Source organism: Pseudomonas sp. MH9.3 (assembly GCF_034354675.1).
GTDB lineage: Bacteria > Pseudomonadota > Gammaproteobacteria > Pseudomonadales > Pseudomonadaceae > Aquipseudomonas.
In genome coordinates, this window is the sequence record NZ_CP133785.1 from 2,093,098 (window position 1) to 2,112,924 (window position 19,827).

At 62.1% G+C, this 19,827-nt stretch carries 18 protein-coding genes; 8 read left to right on the plus strand and 10 right to left on the minus strand.

What is annotated here, in order from left to right; translation table 11 throughout:
* Nucleotides 1-16: 16 nt before the first annotated feature.
* The 3 genes from RHM60_RS08860 to sctC all read right to left on the minus strand — a co-directional run bounded on the left by RHM60_RS08860 (nt 17) and on the right by sctC (nt 2,490).
* The gene (locus RHM60_RS08860; RefSeq protein ID WP_209983744.1) at nt 17-478 is read right to left on the minus strand and encodes a transglycosylase SLT domain-containing protein; all 462 of its coding nucleotides are present in this window, start codon (nt 476-478) and stop codon (nt 17-19) included.
* Nucleotides 471-866 (minus strand): winged helix-turn-helix domain-containing protein, encoded by a 396-nt coding sequence (locus RHM60_RS08865; RefSeq protein WP_209983746.1) that lies wholly within the window; start codon nt 864-866, stop codon nt 471-473. The genes RHM60_RS08860 and RHM60_RS08865 overlap by 8 nt, the downstream gene beginning before the upstream one ends.
* Before the next feature lie 166 nt (nt 867-1,032).
* On the minus strand, nt 1,033-2,490 hold the full coding sequence (sctC, locus tag RHM60_RS08870) for a type III secretion system outer membrane ring subunit SctC (protein ID WP_322214216.1): 1,458 nt from the start codon (nt 2,488-2,490) through the stop codon (nt 1,033-1,035).
* A gap of 161 nt (nt 2,491-2,651) precedes the next feature.
* Between sctC and RHM60_RS08875 the strand changes: the two genes are divergently transcribed.
* From RHM60_RS08875 to cobA, 8 genes are all read left to right on the plus strand, one after another.
* On the plus strand, nt 2,652-3,878 hold the full coding sequence (locus RHM60_RS08875; protein WP_322214217.1) for a CmpA/NrtA family ABC transporter substrate-binding protein: 1,227 nt from the start codon (nt 2,652-2,654) through the stop codon (nt 3,876-3,878).
* A gap of 13 nt (nt 3,879-3,891) precedes the next feature.
* Nucleotides 3,892-4,467: an ANTAR domain-containing response regulator gene (locus tag RHM60_RS08880; RefSeq protein WP_322214218.1), complete on the plus strand. Its 576-nt coding sequence runs from the start codon at nt 3,892-3,894 to the stop codon at nt 4,465-4,467.
* Nucleotides 4,468-4,832: 365 nt separating this feature from the next.
* Nucleotides 4,833-6,044, plus strand: coding sequence for a nitrate/nitrite transporter (locus tag RHM60_RS08885; RefSeq protein ID WP_003230331.1), 1,212 nt, complete (start codon nt 4,833-4,835; stop codon nt 6,042-6,044).
* A complete protein-coding gene (locus tag RHM60_RS08890) occupies nt 6,044-7,714 on the plus strand; it encodes a bifunctional protein-serine/threonine kinase/phosphatase (RefSeq protein WP_322214219.1) in 1,671 nt (556 codons plus the stop codon). The genes RHM60_RS08885 and RHM60_RS08890 overlap by 1 nt, the downstream gene beginning before the upstream one ends.
* 223 nt (nt 7,715-7,937) lie before the next feature.
* The gene (nirB, locus tag RHM60_RS08895) at nt 7,938-10,391 is read left to right on the plus strand and encodes a nitrite reductase large subunit NirB (RefSeq protein ID WP_322214220.1); all 2,454 of its coding nucleotides are present in this window, start codon (nt 7,938-7,940) and stop codon (nt 10,389-10,391) included.
* The gene (nirD, locus tag RHM60_RS08900; protein ID WP_003230326.1) at nt 10,388-10,705 is read left to right on the plus strand and encodes a nitrite reductase small subunit NirD; all 318 of its coding nucleotides are present in this window, start codon (nt 10,388-10,390) and stop codon (nt 10,703-10,705) included. The genes nirB and nirD overlap by 4 nt, the downstream gene beginning before the upstream one ends.
* Nucleotides 10,705-13,413 (plus strand): molybdopterin-dependent oxidoreductase, encoded by a 2,709-nt coding sequence (locus RHM60_RS08905; RefSeq protein WP_322214221.1) that lies wholly within the window; start codon nt 10,705-10,707, stop codon nt 13,411-13,413. The genes nirD and RHM60_RS08905 overlap by 1 nt, the downstream gene beginning before the upstream one ends.
* Before the next feature lie 10 nt (nt 13,414-13,423).
* Entirely contained in the window at nt 13,424-14,167 is a 744-nt protein-coding gene (gene cobA / locus RHM60_RS08910; protein WP_209983758.1) for a uroporphyrinogen-III C-methyltransferase, read from the plus strand.
* A gap of 60 nt (nt 14,168-14,227) precedes the next feature.
* Here the strand turns inward: cobA and RHM60_RS08915 are convergent, their stop codons facing one another.
* The 7 genes from RHM60_RS08915 to RHM60_RS08945 form a co-directional block, all read right to left on the minus strand.
* Nucleotides 14,228-15,208 (minus strand): OmpA family protein, encoded by a 981-nt coding sequence (locus RHM60_RS08915; RefSeq protein WP_322214222.1) that lies wholly within the window; start codon nt 15,206-15,208, stop codon nt 14,228-14,230.
* Between the two features lie 107 nt (nt 15,209-15,315).
* On the minus strand, nt 15,316-15,906 hold the full coding sequence (gene sigX / locus RHM60_RS08920) for an RNA polymerase sigma factor SigX (protein ID WP_209983760.1): 591 nt from the start codon (nt 15,904-15,906) through the stop codon (nt 15,316-15,318).
* Nucleotides 15,907-15,991: 85 nt separating this feature from the next.
* The gene (locus RHM60_RS08925; RefSeq protein WP_209983762.1) at nt 15,992-16,816 is read right to left on the minus strand and encodes a mechanosensitive ion channel family protein; all 825 of its coding nucleotides are present in this window, start codon (nt 16,814-16,816) and stop codon (nt 15,992-15,994) included.
* A gap of 2 nt (nt 16,817-16,818) precedes the next feature.
* A complete protein-coding gene (locus RHM60_RS08930) occupies nt 16,819-17,061 on the minus strand; it encodes a CrfX protein (RefSeq protein WP_209983764.1) in 243 nt (80 codons plus the stop codon).
* 87 nt (nt 17,062-17,148) lie between these two features.
* Entirely contained in the window at nt 17,149-18,144 is a 996-nt protein-coding gene (locus tag RHM60_RS08935; RefSeq protein WP_322214223.1) for a zinc transporter ZntB, read from the minus strand.
* 25 nt (nt 18,145-18,169) lie between these two features.
* Nucleotides 18,170-18,658, minus strand: coding sequence for a ribonuclease E activity regulator RraA (rraA, locus tag RHM60_RS08940; RefSeq protein WP_209990456.1), 489 nt, complete (start codon nt 18,656-18,658; stop codon nt 18,170-18,172).
* A gap of 178 nt (nt 18,659-18,836) precedes the next feature.
* Nucleotides 18,837-19,826, minus strand: coding sequence for an alpha/beta fold hydrolase (locus RHM60_RS08945; protein WP_209983768.1), 990 nt, complete (start codon nt 19,824-19,826; stop codon nt 18,837-18,839).
* Nucleotide 19,827: the final 1 nt, after the last annotated feature.

Genomic DNA, 19,827 nt, shown 5'->3' on the forward strand with positions numbered 1-19,827 from the left:
GCGTGCCGCCCAATCGTCACTGACGCAGTGCGACCAGCGCCTCATAGCGGGCCCAGATTTTCTGCGCGTACTGCTCGCGCAAGGCGTCACGCTGCGGCCCCGACCCTGGCCCCGCATTGTAGGAGCCCACGGCCGTCCAGTTGTAACCGAAACGCTGGATAAACTCGGCGAGGATCGAAGCGCCCACTTCAACCGACAGGCACGGCTCGCTCAGCAGCCGCTCTTCGGTAATGCCCTGCTTGAGCAAGCGCGGCAGGTGCATGCTGTTGATCTGCATCAAGCCGATATCACGGCTGCCGTCGCTGTTCGCGTTGTTCATCGCGTTCGCACGGTATCCCGACTCCACCGCCGCGATGGCCTGCAGCAGCTCCGGTTCAATGTCGTAGCGACCGGCCACGTCTGCCCAGCAATCGGCCCAGGCCGGGCTGCCGAGCAGCGCCGCAGTCAATACGATGCTGCTGACCAGGCGTTTAATCATGCTGCACCTGGCCACAGGCCGAGCAGAGACGCGGCCCGTGCGCCCCTTCCCGCAGCGGCCTGAACTGGACATTCACGGCGCAGGTAAAACGATAGCCCTTGCCATAAATCGTCTTGATAAAGCCCTTGTCGGTCTTCAGGTGCTTGCGCAGCGAATAAATGCAGCGGGTGAGCGACTCCTCGGACACCTCTCTACGGGGCCAGGCCGACTCCAGCAAATGGTCCTTGGTCATCAACGCACCGCCGGATGCCAGCAGCAATCGCAGCACATGCCACTCTTTGGGCGGCAACTGAAGGTCCACATTCTGCCCGGTCAACCGGCCATAGCCATGCAAGGTCCATCCGGCAAACACCCATGAGGCAGTCAGCTCATCATTCGCGATGGCCATGGGCACCTCGGTATCCATCTACTGACATTGAATTTCTTGCTTCCTGAATCGACCGATACGGCAACAGCAGGACTATAAAAACCTGATCGCCGAACGGAGCTAGGAAACTGCCTATACGCGTGAGGATTTCGAGAGTCACTAAGTAGGACTTTTCGCCGCGCGCAGATCACTCAGCGCCCTCGGGGTTCACGCCCATAAAGGCACGTCGCACGCGCTCGTATTGGGTCTCGGTCAGTGGCGGCGGTCCTACGGCGCCCGCCAGCAGCTTCGGCTCGCCGCCCACCGCGCGCGCCTGGATCACGAACAGCCGCACCTGGGCACCCCGGGCGCGGCGCATGCCCTCGTCATCACGGCGAAAAGCCCCCAACCACAAACGGCGGCCCTGAGGCACACGCACCACCGTGCTGATCGCGATGCGGCCCACCGCCCCTGTCGAACCTGGCGTGAGCTTGCCGGCCATGGGCCGCCCATCTTCAAGGTTCAGTTGCATCTCGATCTGGCTCGCATCGGCAAACCGCGGCAGCACACTGGCTTCGGTGCGATAGCGCACCGGTTGCCACTGGGCGTCGTCTTGCGCCGATTTGGGCAGGAAAAAGGTGTGGGCGTCATGGAACACCGCCGGGACGTTTTCCTGTGTAAGGATCACCGGAAACGCCACCACCCTGGCCTTGCGACGACGCTCCAGCGCAGCCAGTTGCGCCATCAGACGGTTGTCATCCAGAGGGGCCAGCACCTGCGTTACTGAAGGCGGGTCGTTGCCCTCCCCGGACCAGGCGGTCGCCAGCTTTTCCAGCTCGGCACGGTCCACGTCGATCTGCCACAACGCCACCTCAATCGGCCGCCTGGGCGTGTCGAGTTGCGCCACCAGTTCCTCGATCACCTTCACCTGAGCCGGCGTGCCCTTGATCAGCAGGCTGTTGGAGTCGGGATAGGCGATCACCAGCAGGCTCTTGTCCGCCAGCGGACCGCGCGCGCCGCCCTTGCGCTCGGCAGCCAGTACGGTTTCGATCATCGAGGCCATGCCGGGAACATTGACCTGCTCATCACCCAGGGCATATTGACGATCGGCCACGTGGGTGTTGAACACCTGCACCACGCCAAACGCCTGATCGCCCACCCGCACCTGAGTGCGCTGGCGATCCATCAGTTGCGCCAGATGCAGCACCTGGTCCACATAATTGGGAGGGCCGGACACATAAAAGGTGGGCCCGGTGCTTTCGCGCAGGGGAAAGCGTGATTCATCCAACCCCGAACGGCGCATGAACCCGCGCAGCCGGTCGACCGAGATATGCCGCAGCGTCACTGCCGAGCTTTTCGCTTCGCTGGCGTCATACACACGCAGTACCTGGCCGTCGCTGTACCAGATCAGGCCATGCTGCTCGGCCACGGCCTGCAGGGTGTGCTGCGCCGCGCTCAAATCGAACACCCCGGAAACGCGCTTGCGCGAGACGTCGCGGCTGACCACCACGGGCAACCCCAAGGGCACTGACAATGCGCTGAACACGGTATGCAGGCTTTCATCCTGCGCCCGGTAGTCCGCGGCCGAGGCGAACGCGCTTGCGCACAGCACAGCCAGGCACAGCACCCGGCGCAAGCGGGTCATGACAGGGGAATCGATCGTCACCGTGGATGTTCCTGGCTGTATGGCGCAAAGAGGCGGCCATACTGAAAGCCGGTCGCGTTTCAATCTTGATGAGAAACTGACGGCCAGCCGCGCCTACGGGGCCGTGGCATGTGCCTTGCTAAGCCTTGCTCACTGGTTTTTTGATTGAAAAGGCGGCATTGATGAACGATTCGGCAGGCAGCGGCCCGGCCAGAGATCCATTGGCCTGGGTTCACGGCAGTGACGCCCCGGAAAAGAGCAGCCTCGATCTCGGATTCATGGCCTTGAGCGATTGTGCCTCGCTGGTGGTCGCGGCCACCCAGGGCTTTGCCCAACCCTACGGCTTGACCCTGAACCTCAAGCGCCAGTCATCCTGGGCCAACCTGCGCGACAGGCTGGTCAGCGGTGAACTGGATGCCGCCCACAGCCTGTATGGGCTGATCTATGCGGTGCACCTGGGCATCGGCGGCGTGGCACCCACCGACATGGCGGTGTTGATGGGCCTGAACCAGAACGGCCAGAGCATCAATCTGTCCCACGGCCTGCAGGCACAAGGGGTGACCACTCCTGAGGCGCTGGACCACCACGTGCACCAAAGCCGCACAAAACTGACCTTCGCCCAGACATTTCCCACCGGCACCCACGCCATGTGGCTGTATTACTGGCTCGCAAGCCAGGGCATTCACCCCTTGCAGGATGTCGACAGCGTGGTGGTGCCGCCGCCGCAGATGGTTGCGCACCTGCAGGCGGGGCGCATCGACGGTTTCTGTGCCGGCGAACCCTGGGCCGCCAGCGCAGTGAAGCACAATCAGGGCTTCACCCTGGCGACCAGCCAGACGATCTGGCCAAACCATCCGGAAAAAGTGCTCGGCTGCACCCAGGCGTTCGTCGATCAATACCCCAACACCGCACGCGTGCTGGTGATGGCGGTGCTCGAAGCCAGCCGTTTTATCGAGCAGAGCCACGAAAACCGCCGTTCCACCGCGCAACTGCTCAGCGCCCGCGAGTACCTTGATGCCCCACTCGACTGCATTGAGCCGCGCCTGCTCGGCCAGTATGACGACGGCCTGGGCAACCAGTGGCAGGATCCCCATGCCCTGCGCTTTTTCGCCAATGGCGAGGTCAACCTGCCCTACCTCTGCGACGGCATGTGGTTCATGACCCAGTTCCGCCGCTGGGGCCTGTTGCGTGAAGACCCGGACTACCTTCAGGTTGCCCGCCAGGTCCAGCAACTGGACCTGTATCGCCAGGCCGCCGCCGCCGTTGACGTGCCTGCGAGCCGCCAGGACACGCGCAGCAGCCAGTTGATCGACGGCAAGATCTGGGACGGCTCCGACCCCGCCGCCTACGCCCGCAGTTTCCGTCTGCACGCCCTGGCGGATCACCCCAACCGCCAGGCCCGGCGCTGACAGGAGCACCACCATGTTGCGAATCCTGTTGATCAACGACACCCCGCGCAAGGTTGGGCGGCTCAAGGCAGCACTGGTCGAGGCGGGCTTCGAGGTGATCGATGAGTCCGGCCTGACCATCGACCTGCCGGCCCGCGTCGAAACGGTGCGCCCGGACGTGATCCTGATCGATACCGAGTCAGCCGGGCGCGATGTCATGGAGCAAGTGGTGCTGGTGACCCGCGACCAGCCGCGGCCGATTGTGATGTTCACCGATGAGCACGACCCGAATGTGATGCGCCAGGCGATCAAGGCCGGCGTCAGCGCCTACATCGTCGAAGGCATCCAGGCCCAGCGCCTGCAACCGATCCTCGATGTGGCCATGGCCCGCTTCGAAAGCGACCAGGTCCTGCGTGCCCAGTTGCAGGCCCGCGACCAGCAGTTGGCCGAGCGCAAGCGCATCGAACTGGCCAAGGGCATGCTGATGAAAATGAAAAGCTGCAACGAGGAAGAGGCCTACACCCTGATGCGCCGCCAGGCCATGAGCCGCCAGCAGAAACTGATCCAGGTGGCCGAGCAGATTATTGCCATGAGTGAGTTGCTGGGCTGACTGTGGCAAAGCCTTGTGATGGGCAGACTGGTTTTGATTGTGGTTGTGGCGAGCAGGCTTGTCCTGCGTTGGGCTGCGCAGCAGCCCCAAAACCAGACGCTGAGCCGTATCAGGTACACCGCGTTTTGCTTGATTGGGGGCGCTGCGCACCCCAACGCGGGGCAAGCCCGCTCGCCACAGGAGGCTTGTTCTGCACAACGTTTAGTGTTGGCGCAGGACTTGCTAAGCATTCATCACAGGTAGCCAACGGCGGTTGCCCTTCCACGACAAAGACGTCGCACATCCGGTTTGCTTTCGCGAACCCGATGGCGGCGTTTTTTTTCGTTTTGGCCTTCTGACAAGACCCCCAACCGTTGAGGTGCGTGATGAAATCAAGCTTCTGGAAATCCGGGCACACCCCGACCCTGTTTGCCGCGTTCCTGTATTTCGACCTGAGTTTCATGGTCTGGTACCTGCTGGGCCCGCTGGCGGTGCAGATTGCCGCCGACCTGCACCTGACCACCCAACAGCGTGGCCTGGTAGTGGCAACGCCGATCCTGGCGGGCGCGGTGCTGCGCTTTCTGATGGGCATGCTGGCCGACAAGCTGTCACCCAAGACCGCCGGGCTGATTGGCCAGGTGATCGTGATCGTCGCGTTGTTCGGCGCCTGGAAACTGGGCATCCATAGCTATGAACAAGCCTTGCTGCTGGGCTTGTTCCTCGGCATGGCCGGCGCATCCTTTGCGGTCGCCCTGCCCCTGGCCTCGCAGTGGTACCCCGCTGAACACCAGGGCAAGGCCATGGGCATTGCCGGTGCAGGCAACTCCGGCACGGTGTTCGCCGCGTTGCTGGCGCCAGTGCTGGCCGCCGCCTTTGGCTGGAGCAATGTCTTTGGTTTTGCGCTGATTCCGTTAGTGCTTACGCTGATCGTGTTCGCCTGGCTGGCGCGCAACGCCCCGCAACGCCCGAAAGCCAAAGCCATGGCCGACTACTTCAAGGCCCTGGGCGACCGTGACAGTTGGTGGTTCATGTTTTTTTACAGCGTGACGTTCGGCGGCTTCATCGGCCTGGCCAGCGCCCTGCCCGGCTACTTCAACGACCAGTATGGCCTGAGCCCGGTGACCGCCGGCTACTACACCGCCGCCTGCGTGTTCGGCGGCAGCCTGATGCGGCCGTTGGGCGGCGCCCTGGCGGACCGCTTCGGCGGCATCCGCACCCTGCTGGGCATGTACAGCGTGGCGGCGGTGTGCATCGCCGCGGTGGGTTTCAACCTGCCAAGCTCCTACGCCGCCCTCGCACTGTTCGTCTGCACCATGCTCGGACTGGGTGCCGGCAACGGCGCGGTCTTCCAACTGGTGCCCCAGCGTTTTCGCAGCGAAATCGGCGTGATGACCGGCCTGATCGGCATGGCTGGCGGGATCGGTGGTTTCGCCCTCGCCGCCGGCATGGGCGCGATCAAGCAAAGCACCGGCAGTTATCAACTGGCCCTGTGGCTGTTCGCCAGCCTCGGCGTGCTGGCCTGGTTCGGCCTCTACGGCGTGAAACGCCGCTGGAGAACCACCTGGGGTTCGGCCGCCGTGACCGCCGCGCGCGTCTGATGAGCCTGCAACTGAGCGTTGCCCAGGCCAGCGCCATTGGCCCGCGCAGTGAAAACCAGGACGCACTGCGGGTGGTCACGCCCAGCGCGCAACTGGCCGCGAGCAAAGGGTACCTGTGCGCCCTCGCCGACGGCGTCAGCCAATGTGCCGACGGCGGCCTGGCCGCACGCTCAAGCCTGCAGGCGCTGGCCCTGGACTACTACGCCACACCGCAGACCTGGGGCGTGGCCCAGGCGCTCGAACGGTTATTGCTCGCACAGAATCGCTGGCTGCAAGCCAACGGCGGCGGCCAGCCGTTACTGACCACCCTCAGCGCCCTGGTGTTTCGCGGTCAACGCTTCACCCTCGCGCATGTCGGCGATTGCCGCGTGTATCGCTGGCTGGACGGCGAGCTGCAGCGCATCAGCGAAGACCATGTGTGGGAGCAACCGGGCATGCAGCATGTGCTCAAGCGTGCCCTCGGCCTGGATCAACACCTGGTGCTGGACTTTCTCGACGGCGAACTGCGCGCGGGCGAGTGCTTCCTGCTGCTCAGCGACGGCGTCTGGGCCACATTGGGCGAGCACAGCATCCGTGCGATCCTGCGCGAGCAAGCCGACCTCGACCTGGCCGTCAACACCCTGGTGAGCGCCGCGCATTTGGCCGGCAGCCAGGACAACGCCAGCGCGTTGCTGGTGCGCATCGACGCACTCGGCGCCGCCACCCTGGGCGATGCGCTGGTGCAGTTGCAGCAATGGCCACTGCCACCGCTGCTCAAGCCCGGCCAGGCGTTCGAAGGCTGGCAGGTGGAAAGCGTGGTCGCGCAGAGCCGACAATCGTTGCTGTACCGGGTCCGCGACGCGCAGCAACAGCCCTGGCTGTTAAAAACCCTGCCGCGCAGCCATGACAATGACACCGATGCGGGCCAGGCCCTGCTGTCGGAGGAATGGTTTCTGCGCCGGATGGCCGGGCGCGCGTTCCCGCAGGTCCACCCCGCCAGCGGGCGTCAGCATGTGTACTACGTGATGCGCGAATACCCTGGGCTTACCCTGGCCGAGCTGTTCAAGCAGCAAGGCCCGTTGCCCCTGGCGCAATGGCAGTCCATCGCCGAGCGTTTGCTGCGTGCGGTCGGCCAGCTGCATCGTCGGCAAATCCTGCACCGCGATATCAAGCCGGAAAACCTGCTGCTGGGCGACGACGGTGAACTGCGCGTGCTGGATTTTGGCCTGGCCTACTGCCCGGGCCTCTCCGCAGACCCGATCAACACACTGCCCGGCACGCCGAGCTTTATCGCCCCCGAAGCGTTCAATGGCGAGCGTCCTGCGGCCCAGCAGGATTTGTACAGTGTCGGCATTACGCTGTATTACCTGCTGACGGGGTATTATCCCTACGGCGAAATCGAAGTCTTCCAACGCCCCCGCTTCCATCAACCGATCAGCGCCAGCCGCTATCGCCCCGACCTGCCGGACTGGCTGCCCCTGAGCCTGGAGCGCGCCGTGGCCGCGCAACCGGCGCAGCGTTATGAAACCGCCGAAGAATGGCTGCTGGTGCTGGAGCAGGCCGACCGCCGCGAACTGAGCGTGCGCCCGCGTCCGCTGCTGGAGCGTGAACCCTTGAGGGTGTGGCGCACATTGGCGCTGCTGTCGCTGCTGCTCAATCTGGTGCTGCTGTATGGGCTGTTGCACCACTAACGGGCAAAACGTTTCGGTTGTGGGTTTAAACGCCCAGTAAAACCGGGGTTATGCGGACTTGGCACAACCGCTGCATTAGCCTTCCCAACACCCCACATACAGCCGCCCCTTCAACGACGAAGGATCGAGCTTCCCGAGAGAACGGGACCGGACAAAGGCGTCCTCGCTAGGTAACTAGCGGGGACGCCTTTTTTTGTTTGCGCGTGATTGGTCGGAGAGCGACATGAAAAAACTCAAATTGGTGATGATCGGCAACGGCATGGCCGGGGTTCGTACCCTTGAAGAACTGCTCAAGCTGAGCAGCGAACTCTACGACATCACCGTGTTCGGCGCCGAGCCCCACACCAACTACAACCGCATCCTGCTGTCGCCGGTGCTGGCCGGCGAACAGACCTTCGAAGAGATCGTGCTCAACGACCTGGACTGGTACCTGGACAACAACGTCAAGCTGCTGCTCAACCGCAAGGTGGTGCAGATCGACCGGGTCAAGCGCAAAGTCATCGCCGATGACGGCACCGAGGCCGAGTACGATCGTTTGCTGATCGCCACCGGTTCCACGCCGTTTATCCTGCCGATCCCCGGCAACACCTTGCAGGGCGTGATCGGCTATCGCGACATTGCCGACACCCAGGCCATGATCGACACCGCCAAAACCCATAAACACGCGGTAGTCATCGGCGGCGGCCTGCTCGGCCTGGAAGCCGCCAACGGCCTGATGCTGCGCGGCATGCATGTAACCGTGGTGCACATCGGCGAATGGTTGCTGGAGCGCCAGTTGGACAAGACCAGTGGTCAACTGCTGCAAACCGAGCTGGAAAGCCGTGGCCTGGTCTTTCGCCTGGGCGAACACACCCAGGCCCTGCACGACGCTGGCAATGGCCGGGTCGGCTCGGTGCAGTTCAAGAATGGCGACATCATCCCCGCCGACCTGGTGGTGATGGCCGCCGGCATCCGGCCCAACACCGAACTCGCGGAAAAATCCGGCATCCCGTGCAACCGTGGGATTCTGGTCAATGACACGATGCAAACCTACGACCCGCGTATTTATGCGATCGGCGAATGCGCCAGCCATCGCGGGATTGCCTACGGCCTGGTGGCGCCGCTGTTCGAACAGGCCAAGGTCTGCGCCAACCACCTGGCCCAACTGGGCTTTGCCACCTACAAGGGCTCGGTCACCTCGACCAAGCTGAAAGTCACGGGCATCGACCTGTTTTCCGCCGGCGACTTCATGGGCGGCGAAGGCACCGAGACCATCACCCTCTCCGACCCGATCGGCGGCGTGTACAAAAAGCTGGTGATCAAGGACGACATCCTGGTCGGCGCCTGCCTGTACGGCGACACCGCCGATGGCGGTTGGTATTTCCGCCAGATCCGTGAGAACCATGCCATCGGCGAGATCCGCGATCACCTGATGTTCGGCGAGAACGCCCTGGGCGATGTCGGCCATCAGGGCCAGGACAAGGCCATGAGCATGGCCGACAGCGCTGAAGTCTGCGGCTGCAACGGCGTGTGCAAGGGCACCATCGTCAAGGCGATCCAGGAACAAGGCCTGTTCAGTGTCGATGAGGTGAAAAAACACACCAAGGCCGCCAGTTCCTGCGGCTCCTGCGTGGGCCTGGTGGAACAGATCCTGATCAACACCGTGGGTGGCGCGGCCGATGTAAAACCCAAGAGCGAAAAAGCCATCTGCGGCTGCAGCGACCTCAATCACGGGCAAATCCGCCAGGCCATCCGCGAAAAGCACCTGCTGACCATCGCTGGCACCATGAGCTACCTGAACTGGCGCACGCCCAACGGCTGCGCGACCTGCCGCCCGGCGCTGAACTATTACCTGATTTCCACCTGGCCTGGCGAAGCCAAGGATGATCCGCAGTCACGCCTGATCAACGAACGGGCCCACGCCAACATCCAGAAAGACGGCACCTACTCTGTCGTGCCACGGATGTGGGGCGGCGTGACCAACCCTTCGGAACTGCGCCGCATCGCCGACGTGGCCGACAAGTACAACGTGCCGATGGTCAAGGTCACCGGCGGCCAGCGCATCGACTTGCTCGGCATCAAAAAGCAGGACCTGCCCGGCGTGTGGAAGGACCTCGACATGCCGTCCGGCCACGCCTACGGCAAATCCATCCGTACCGTGAAAACCTGCGTGGGCAGCGAGTTCTGCCGCTTCGGCACGCAGAACTCGACGCAACTGGGCATCGAGCTTGAGCACGACCTGTTCAACATGTGGTCGCCGCACAAGGTCAAGCTGGCGGTGTCCGGTTGCCCGCGCAATTGCTCGGAAGCCGGCATCAAGGATGTCGGCATCATCGGCGTCGACTCCGGCTGGGAGATGTATATCGGCGGCAACGGCGGCATCAAGACCGAAGTCGCGGAGTTCTTCGTCAAGCTCAAAACCGCCGACGAGGTGCGTGAGTACAACGGCGCGTTCCTGCAGCTGTACCGCGAGGAAGCCTTCTACCTGGAGCGCACCGTGCATTACCTGCAGCGCGTGGGCATGGAACACATCAAAAAGGCCGTGCTGGAAGACCCGGCACGGCGCAAGGCGCTGAACGAGCGCCTGCAATTCTCGCTGTCATTCGAGCAGGACCCGTGGAAAGAACGGCTTGAACAGCCGCTGCTGAAAAAGGAATTCGAGGTGATCCCCGTCAAACACCTGGAGGTGCAGGCATGAACTGGCTGGATATTTGCGCCCTCGACGACATCAACGCACTGGGCTCACGCATCATCAACGGGCCCAAAGGCGACATCGCGATCTTTCGCACCAGTGACGACGAAGTCTTCGCCCTCGACGACCGCTGCCCGCACAAGGGCGGCCCGCTGTCCCAAGGCCTGATCTACGGCAAACGCGTGGCCTGCCCGCTGCACAACTGGCAGATCGACCTGGCCTCCGGCGAAGCCCAGGCGCCGGATATCGGCTGCGCCCACCATCATCCCGCCCGTGTCGAAAACGGCCGGGTGATGCTGGCCCTGCGGGACGCCGGTTGATGGACCGCCAGGTCACCGCGTCCACCTGCTGCTACTGCGGGGTGGGCTGCGGCGTGCTGATCGAGCATGACGGCACGCAGATCCTCGGTGTGCAGGGCGACCCGAGCCACCCGGCCAATTTCGGCAAGTTGTGCAGCAAAGGCGCCAGCCTGCACCTGACGGGCGACCTGAGCGCGCGCGCGTTGTACCCGGAGTTGCGCCTGGGCAAAGGCCTGGCCCGTAGCCGCACCAGCTGGGATACCGCACTGGACCACGCGGCCAACGTGTTTGCCGACACCCTCGCCGAACACGGGCCGGACAGCGTGGCCTTCTATATTTCCGGGCAACTGCTCACCGAGGACTACTACAGCTTCAACAAACTGGCGCGGGGGCTGGTGGGCACCAACAATCTCGACAGTAATTCACGGCTGTGCATGTCCTCGGCGGTGGTCGGCTACAAGCGCAGCCTGGGCGCCGACGCGCCACCCTGCAGCTATGAAGACCTCGACACCAGTGACTGCGTGATGATCGTCGGCAGCAACATGGCCTACGCCCATCCGGTATTGTTCCGACGCCTGGAGGAAGCCAAGGCGCGGCGTCCGCAGATGAAAGTCGTGGTGATCGACCCCCGGCGCACCGACACCTGCGAATTGGCTGACATGCACCTGGCCATCCTGCCGGGCACGGATGTGGCGCTGTTCCATGGAATCTTGCACCTGTTGTTGTGGGAAGGCTGGATCGACCGCGACTTTATCCAGGCCCATACCGACGGACTGGCGGAGCTAAAGCGCCTGGTGCATGACTACACGCCGCAGATGGTCACGCAGCTGTGCGGGATCAGTGTCGAACAATTGCGCCTGTGCGCCGAATGGGTAGGCACCTCCCCTGGCTTTCTGTCGCTGTGGTGCATGGGGCTCAACCAGTCCACCGCCGGCAGCGCTAAAAACAGCGCGCTGATCAATCTGCACCTGGCCACCGGCACAATTGGCCGGCCGGGCTGTGGGCCGTTCTCCCTGACCGGCCAGCCCAATGCCATGGGCGGGCGCGAAACCGGCAGCTTGTCGAATCTGTTGCCGGGCCATCGGGAAGCCGCCAACCCTGAACACCGCGCAGAGGTCGCTGCTTACTGGGGCGTCGATGCGTTGCCGGAGCCGACCGGGCTGACGGCCATTGAGCTGTTTGAGCAGGTGCAGGCCGGTAAAATCAAAGCGTTGTGGATCGCGTGCACCAACCCCGCGCAATCGCTGCCGGACCAGACCGCTGTGCGCGCCGCCCTGGCAGCCTGCCCGTTCGTGGTGTTGCAGGAAGCTTTTCGCACCACCGAGACCGCCGCCTACGCCGACCTGCTTTTGCCGGCCGCCAGTTGGGGGGAGAAAGAAGGCACGGTGACCAACTCCGAACGGCGTATTTCCCACGTACGCAGCGCCATCACCCCACCCGCAGAAGCACGGCCGGACTGGGCAATCACCGTGGATTTCGCCCAACGCCTGGAACAGCGACTGCGCCCGGGGCTGCCGAGCCTGTTCGCCTTCGAGCATCCGGCGCAGATTTTTGATGAGTTCAAGCTGCTGACCCGTGGGCGTGATTTGGATTTGTCGGGTATCAGTCATGCCCTGCTCGACGAACTGGGGCCGCAGCAGTGGCCGTTCCCCATGGGCGCGCGCAGCGGCACCTCGCGTCTGTATACCGACGGGGTTTTCCCGACCGACGGGGGGCGCGCGCACTTTATCGCCGACCCTTATCGTGCGGCCAAGGAGCAGCGCGACGCGCGCTTCCCGCTCACCCTGATTACCGGGCGCCTGCGTGACCAGTGGCACGGCATGAGCCGCACCGGCACGGCGGCGCAGTTGTTCGGGCATGCGAGCGAAGCGCTGCTGAGCCTGCACCCCGATGAACTGCGTCGTCATCGCTTCAAGGAAGGCGACCTGGTGAACCTCAAAAGCCGGCGCGGCAATGTGATCGTTGCCGTGAGCAGTGATGACAGCGTACGCCCCGGCCAGGCCTTCCTGCCGATGCACTGGGGCGACCGGTTTCTCAAGGGCGGCGTGAATACCCTCACCCAGCCGGCGTTCGACCCGCTGTCAAAACAACCTGAACTCAAGCACAGCGGCGTGCGCCTGGAGGCGGTGCAGTTGCCATGGCAGCTGTTCGCGCTGATCGAGGGCGATGTGCAGCAACACTTCGAGGCCCTGCGCCCGCTGTGCGAAGGTTTTGCCTATGTGAGCCTGAGCCTGGCCGGGCGGGAACGGCCGGCGTTGCTGGTACGCGCGGCACATACCGCAGCGCCCGAGCTTGAGCTGCTGACCCGTATCGACCAACTGCTGGGCCTGCACGACGGCCCGGTGATGGCCTACGACGACCCGCGCCGCTCGATCGGCAAGCGGGTGAAGATCGAAAAAGGCCGCATCACGGCCGTACGTCTGGCCGGTGAAACCCTCGCCCGCCACTGGCTGCAGAACCTGTGGCTGGAAGGCCGCACCGATGAGCAGTTGCGCCGCTGGCTACTCGCGCCCTTGAGCGCAGCGCCCGGCGGTGCGGCGGCAAGCAGCAAGGTGTTGTGTAACTGCATGAACGTCAGTGAAAACGCGGTGTGTACCGGTATTGCCCAGGGTCTGGACCTGGATGGACTCAAGCAGTCCCTGGGATGCGGCACGCAATGCGGCTCCTGTGTGCCGGAAATCAAACGTCTGCTGGTCAGCCATCCGCAGCCAATCGCTATCAGTGTGTGAGGACAGGAATATGAGCGCAAAAGTCTGGCTGGTAGGCGCAGGGCCGGGGGATCCGGAGCTGTTGACCCTGAAGGCGGTGCGGGCGATGAACGAGGCCGATGTGGTGCTGATTGACGATCTGGTCAACCCGGCGGTGCTGGAACATTGCGGCGATGCGCGGGTGATTACGGTGGGCAAGCGCGGCGGCTGTCGTTCAACGCCGCAGGATTTCATCCACCGTTTGATGCTGCGTTACGCGCGTCAGGGCAAGTGTGTGGTGCGGCTCAAAGGCGGCGACCCGTGCATTTTCGGACGCGGCGGTGAAGAAGCCATGTGGCTGCGCGAGCGCGGGATCGAGGCCCAGGTGGTCAATGGGATTACGTCGGGGCTGGCAGGCGCAACTAACTGCGATATCCCGCTGACGTTGCGCGGTATCAGCCGTGGCGTAACGCTGGTCACGGCGCATACACAGGACGACAGCCGCCTGAACTGGCGCGCGCTGGCGGAAGGCGGGACGACGCTGGTGGTGTATATGGGCGTGGCGAAGCTGGAAGAAATACGCCAGCAGTTGCTGGACGGCGGCATGACGGCGGATATGCCGGTGGCGATGATCGAGAATGCATCGCTGCCCCAGCAACGCGAGTGCCGCAGCGTGCTGTCGCGCATGCAGGAAGATGCACAGGCTTTCGCGTTGAAGAGCCCGGCGATTCTGGTGATTGGCAGGGTTGCAGCGGCTGAACAGGCAGCTTATGTCGCAGTGGCCGCCAGCGCCTGAGGCAAATTGCAGACGAAAAAAAGCCCGGCCTGAGCCGGGCTTTTTTCTACTACTCAGTAATTACTGAGCGGTAGCTTCAACCGACGCTTCTACGCGACGGTTAACAGCGCGACCAGCTTCAGTTGCGTTATCAGCAACTGGGCGGGATTCGCCGTAACCTACAGCATTTACACGGTTAGGAGCCACGCCGTCTTTAACCAGGATTTGCTTAACAGCGTCAGCACGACGCTGGGACAGCTTCTGGTTGTAAGCATCTGGACCTACGGAGTCAGTGTGACCAGCAACTTCTACGTTGGTGGACGGGTACTGAGCCATGAAGTCGGCCAGGTTTTTCACGTCGCCGTAGCTGTTAGGCTTAACAACGGCTTTGTCGAAGTCGAACTTAACGTCCAGCTCAACACGAACAACCTGAGCAACTGGAGCTTCTGGCTCTGGAGTTGGCTCTGGAGCTGGTGCTGGGGTAGGAGCTGGAGCGACTGCGCCAGCGTTACCGCCGAAGTTCACGCCCAGGCCGACCAGTGCGGAGTAGTCCCACTTGCCGTTGTCCAGACCGTAGTCAGCTTCAACACCGGCACGAGCGTACAGGTTGTTGGTGAAGTAGTACTTCACGCCGGTACCGACGGTGGCGAAAGTGGTCTGATCGCGACCGCTGTGGCCGTCAGCTTGCACGTTGCCACGGCTCTGGTGGCCGAAACCGCCTTCAACGTATGGACGCAGGCTGTCAACGCCGGCCTGACCGAAGTGGTACTGGGCCACGAGGCTGCCAGTGTCACCTTTGATCTTCTGGCTACCAGTACCGTCATTCGAACGGGTGTGGTTAGTCTTGTCGTAGGACAAGTTCAAGGACAGATCGTCGGTCAGGAAGTAACCAATGCGAGCGCCTGGGTTGAAGCCGTCTTCGATGTGCTTGACGCTATCGTTGTACTGCTTCTTGTAGAACAGCTCGCCTTCAACTGCGCCTTGGCCTTGTGCCAGAACGCCGAAAGAAGTTGCGGCAATAAGAGAACCAATGGCCAAGCCCAAGGTGTTTTTCAGTTTCATCCGTTAAATCCCCATCTGGTGATTGTAAAGCAGTCCCACAAACCGGGGGACAACTCGGCGACAAGTCTAACAGAACTTGCCTACACGTAAGAGATATTTGCCACGCACTAAGTTTCAGTCTCGTCCGCAAATTTCTCACGTAATTTATCTAGAGCACGTTTGTACCGCATTTTTGTAGCACTCAAACCCATGTGCATGATGTCAGCGATCTCCTGGAACTCCAGCTCTGCGACGAATCGCAGCACCAGAATCTCCCGATCGATCGGGTTCACATACACCAGCCAGCGATCGAGTCCGCCCTTGTCCTCGGGTGCCGGCGCCTTTTCTTCAGACGCTTCCTCAAGGGGGTCCAGACTCAAGGCGTCCATCAAGCGACGCTTTCGCCGTTCCTTCCGATACTGCGTGATGCACTCGTTGTACGTGATGCTGTAGAGCCAGGTCTTGAACTTCGATTTGCCCTCGAAGTTCTTGAGGCCGTACAGCACCTTTAGCATCACTTCCTGACAGACATCGTCCGCATCTCTATCGTTCCCTAAATACCTTGAACAAACGTTGAACAGAGTGCGTTGATACCTGCGCATCAATTCTTCATAGGCGCGCGTGATGTGAAACAGCTCCGTATGTGCACGCGCGACCAGCTCCTCATCAGAGAGCTCACGGGGGTCATAGCGCGTGGACAGCGTTTGAGCTTTATTCAAAACAAGTCGTGCCGACAGTCAGGTCAATGTCCGCTACGGCCCGGCAAGCCGGGTTCGCGGCGGCGTACATTAGCAGGGTGCCGGGTCAGCGGCTACTGACCTGCTGTTCAAGGAGTATCCGATTGGACAGCGACACCAGCTCGCCATCATCGGTCAGTACTGTCGTTTTGACGGTACCGATCTCCTCGATTTGCCCCTCGACCTCGCCTACACGCACATTTTGCCCTACCTGATACAGCTCACGCACGTAGATTCCCGCAAGAATCTGACCGGCAATTTCCCGGCTTCCCAACCCCATGGCCAGCGCAACTGCCAGACCAACGGTAATCAAAACAATCACAATCACGTGGTTGAGCAGGTCGGTCTTGACCTCCAACTGGCTGATCGCGACCGAAATACTGATGATGATCACCAGCCCCTGAGCGATTCGCCCCAGGCCGGCAGCATAGTCCAGCCCCACGCCTTCGGCGGCCCCGCGTACCAGCCCATTGGCCAGTTGTGCGAGTAAAACGCCTACCAGCAATACCAGCGCGCCGCCGAAAACCTTGGGCAAATACAGCGCCAGCATGTCGAGCGTAGCTGAAACTCGCTCAAGTCCAAGGGATTGCGCCGCCGAAACCAGAAATATCAGCAAAACGAACCAATAGACAATCTTGCCGATCAAGGTCGAGATCGGCACTTGCAGCCCGGCGCGCCCCAGCAGCTTGGTCAGGCCGGTGCCTGCCATCAAGCGATCCAGGCCCAGTTTCGCGAGCAGCTTGGACAACAGCGTGTCGAGCAGCTTGGCCACGACAAACCCCAGCAGCACCAGCACCAGGGCACCAAACAGGTTGGGAATGAAATTCGCCACCTTGGTCCACAATGCCGTCATCGCGGTGACCAGGCTCTGGGTCCAGAGATCAAGTTCCATGTTCAATCAGCCTTATCAGTGCGAGCAAGAGGTTTGCCACGGGAAACCGGGGATACGTGGGCCGAACCGTTGTTCAGGGCCATCATCAACGCCGGCACCCAACGCCCGAGCAGCCCGAACAGGTCTCCCGCCCCAACCTGACGGTTGGCGGTTTTCAATACGCGGCCCAGGCAGGCATCGTCATCACGGTTGGATGGCGAAGCATTCAGCATGTCACGCAAAGACTGTTCAAACGGATCGTGCATAAAAGACCTCTCGCAAGTGAATTAAAAGACGAGGGTTAAATTCCTGAGGTCACATCCGACCCTTCCTACGTTCAGCTCGTATTCAGGTCAAACCCAGCGCAAGCGTCGAAACAACCACCATTGCCCGAGCGCCACCGACACCATCAACAGGCACGCAATCGCGAATCCATAGGGGCTGGAGGAAAAAGGAATTCCCCCCACATTTATACCCAGCAGACCAGTGAGAAAACTCATCGGCAGGAAAATCCCGGTGATGATTCCGAAGCGGTACATGGTGCGGTTCATGCGCACGCTCAAGCGGCGGTCCTCGGCCTCAAGTACAAGCCCCACGCGCTCCCGGGTCAATTCCAGCTCTTCCAGGTAGCGGGTCAGGCTGTTGTTCAATTCGTTCCAGTAGTCGGCATCGTCGTCACAGAACCACGACAACTTGATCCGCGTGAGCTGACCGAAAATATCCCGTTGCGGCGCCAGGAATCGCTTCAATCCAGCGGCTCTGCGACGGATCTGCAGGATACTGCCATGCTCCGGAGTATACCGTTCGTCGGCATCGAGTTTTTCTTCCTCTGAATCGACGATTTCAGACAGGTCGGTAACCAGATCCTGCACCTTATTGGTCAGGTACTGCGCCATATAAAGGATGAGTTCAGAGGTATTTTTCGGCCCCTTGCCCTCCGCCAGTTGCACCAGCAACTCATCAGTCGCGCGCAATGGGCGCAAACGCAGGGAGATCACACGACTGGCAGAGGCGAAGATGCGCGCCGAGACCATGTCTTCCGGTTCGGCACCCGGGTTGAGGTTGACCCCGCGCAGAAACAGCAACAGCTCGGCGTCCGGCAACGGCAACAGGCGTGGACGGGTGTTCTCCTCCAGCAGCAGGTCGCAGGCGAACTCGCTCAATCCGCTGGATTGGCGCAGCCAGGTGCGGGTTTGCGGATGGCTGCGATCCCAATGCAGCCACAGGCTTTCCCGCGGCTGCAGTTGCAGGTCATCCAGTTCAGTCCGGGCAATCGAACGCGCGCCGCCTTTACCGTCCAGCACCAGGGCATGCACCAGCCCCCATTGCGCGTTTTCTTCCTCGAACATCCTCACCCCTGTCGGCTATTGCGGTTTATTCAGGCATCTTCAGCGGACTGGGCGACACGATCACACCGTTATTGTCGGCATAGATGTATTCGCCCGGACGAAATGTGACGCCGGCAAAGGTCACCACCACGTTCAGGTCACCGATGCCGCGCTTGTCGGTCTTCATCGGGTGGCTGGCCAGGGCCTGCACACCCAGATCGGTCTGGGCGATCACGTCGACGTCACGGATGCAGCCGTAGATCAGCATGCCTTCCCAGCCATTCTTTGCGGCTTTTTCGGCGAGCATGTCGCCCAGCAATGCGCGACGCAGCGACCCCCCACCGTCGACCACCAGCACCTTACCGGCACCCGGCAGGTCAACCTGCTCCCGGACCAGCGAGTTGTCTTCGAAACATTTGAGGGTGACGATTTCGCCGCCAAAGGAATCGCGTCCGCCGAAGTTGCTGAACATCGGCTCGACCACCTGCACCAGGTCGGGGTAGGCATCGCACAGGTCAGGGGTTACGTAATGGATCATGAAAAGAGTCCCTTGCGTCAAAAAGCTGTCTTTGGAAAGAAGCGTCTGCCTCGCAGGTACGCAACATCCCATCCGTTTCGCCGCAACGCAAGCGCGCAGCAGCGACTGAATATGACCAGAAGCGTTTAACGCGTCATAGCTTAGCCGCAACCGCAGATCAGCGAAAAGCCCCGGATCAAGCCGTGGCCATCAGCTCGGGCCGGGCAGCGGACAACGGTGTCAGCGGATCTTTCAGCCACTGCGCCGTCAACGGCCAGACTTCAGCCTGCGCGGCCTTGCTGACAAGCATTTCCACATGCCCGAAATCCCCGGTAAACCCTTGCCCACGCCCCAGGCACAGGTATTGGCGATGTTCGCTGCCCACTTGTTCGAACAGCTGGCGGCAGGCCCAGTCCGGGTCTTGCTCGTCGCCCGCGGCGCTCACCGCCAGCAAGGGCACATCGACCTGGGCCAGGCCCTTCCACCAGTCGGCATCAGCATCGCCAAACCGGCCAAACAGACCGTTCCAGCGCAACGCCTCGATCATCACGCCGGCGGGCTCGTCCTCGGGCCCGCGCTTGAAACGTGGTCCGGACACATGGGCAAAGCGCTTGAGCAACCAGCGACCTGCCCACTCCACCGGCGGGATTTTCAACGGCCAGTGCGTGCGGCTGACCTGACAGCCAAACAACGCCGCCGACGCCACCGCCGATGCTTCCAGGTGGCGCGCGCCCAGGGCGGCAGCCAGGGTGATGGCACCGAGGGAATGCCCGATCCAATGCGGCGTCTGCGCGCTTTGCTCACGCACGAACGCGCCGATGGCCGGCAAATCGTAACGCGCATAGTCGGCCACGCGATTTTTCGCATAGTCCTGATTGCGCCTGGACAGCCCGTGGCCGCGCATTTCCGGGATCCACACATCAAACCCCTGGCGCGCCAGGTAGGCGCCCAGGCCGATGCCCTTGGGCGAGTACCAGAAACGTCGGTTGGAAAAACTGCCGTGCAACAAAATAACCGCAATGCCCCGGTTTTCCGGGACATCGGCCAGGCCCAGACGGGTCACTGCCAGCTCGACGGTGCCGTCGGGGCTGTTACCGGGTTTGAGGCGATACACGTCTTCACTCAGGTCGCCACGACGTTCAGCACTGATCAGGGCGACGGGAAACAGATTGCTGCTGCTTTGCATA

Coding starts and splice junctions, on each gene's coding strand:
- RHM60_RS08890 (WP_322214219.1), top strand. CDS start 6,044: ATGAGCCTGCAACTGAGCGTTGCCCAGGCCAGCGCCATTGGCCCGCGC.
- RHM60_RS08945 (WP_209983768.1), bottom strand. CDS start 19,826: ATGCAAAGCAGCAGCAATCTGTTTCCCGTCGCCCTGATCAGTGCTGAA.
- RHM60_RS08930 (WP_209983764.1), bottom strand. CDS start 17,061: ATGCACGATCCGTTTGAACAGTCTTTGCGTGACATGCTGAATGCTTCG.
- RHM60_RS08880 (WP_322214218.1), top strand. CDS start 3,892: ATGTTGCGAATCCTGTTGATCAACGACACCCCGCGCAAGGTTGGGCGG.
- RHM60_RS08925 (WP_209983762.1), bottom strand. CDS start 16,816: ATGGAACTTGATCTCTGGACCCAGAGCCTGGTCACCGCGATGACGGCA.
- RHM60_RS08915 (WP_322214222.1), bottom strand. CDS start 15,208: ATGAAACTGAAAAACACCTTGGGCTTGGCCATTGGTTCTCTTATTGCC.
- RHM60_RS08885 (WP_003230331.1), top strand. CDS start 4,833: ATGAAATCAAGCTTCTGGAAATCCGGGCACACCCCGACCCTGTTTGCC.
- nirB (WP_322214220.1), top strand. CDS start 7,938: ATGAAAAAACTCAAATTGGTGATGATCGGCAACGGCATGGCCGGGGTT.
- RHM60_RS08860 (WP_209983744.1), bottom strand. CDS start 478: ATGATTAAACGCCTGGTCAGCAGCATCGTATTGACTGCGGCGCTGCTC.
- RHM60_RS08935 (WP_322214223.1), bottom strand. CDS start 18,144: ATGTTCGAGGAAGAAAACGCGCAATGGGGGCTGGTGCATGCCCTGGTG.
- RHM60_RS08905 (WP_322214221.1), top strand. CDS start 10,705: ATGGACCGCCAGGTCACCGCGTCCACCTGCTGCTACTGCGGGGTGGGC.
- RHM60_RS08875 (WP_322214217.1), top strand. CDS start 2,652: ATGAACGATTCGGCAGGCAGCGGCCCGGCCAGAGATCCATTGGCCTGG.
- nirD (WP_003230326.1), top strand. CDS start 10,388: ATGAACTGGCTGGATATTTGCGCCCTCGACGACATCAACGCACTGGGC.
- RHM60_RS08865 (WP_209983746.1), bottom strand. CDS start 866: ATGGCCATCGCGAATGATGAGCTGACTGCCTCATGGGTGTTTGCCGGA.
- cobA (WP_209983758.1), top strand. CDS start 13,424: ATGAGCGCAAAAGTCTGGCTGGTAGGCGCAGGGCCGGGGGATCCGGAG.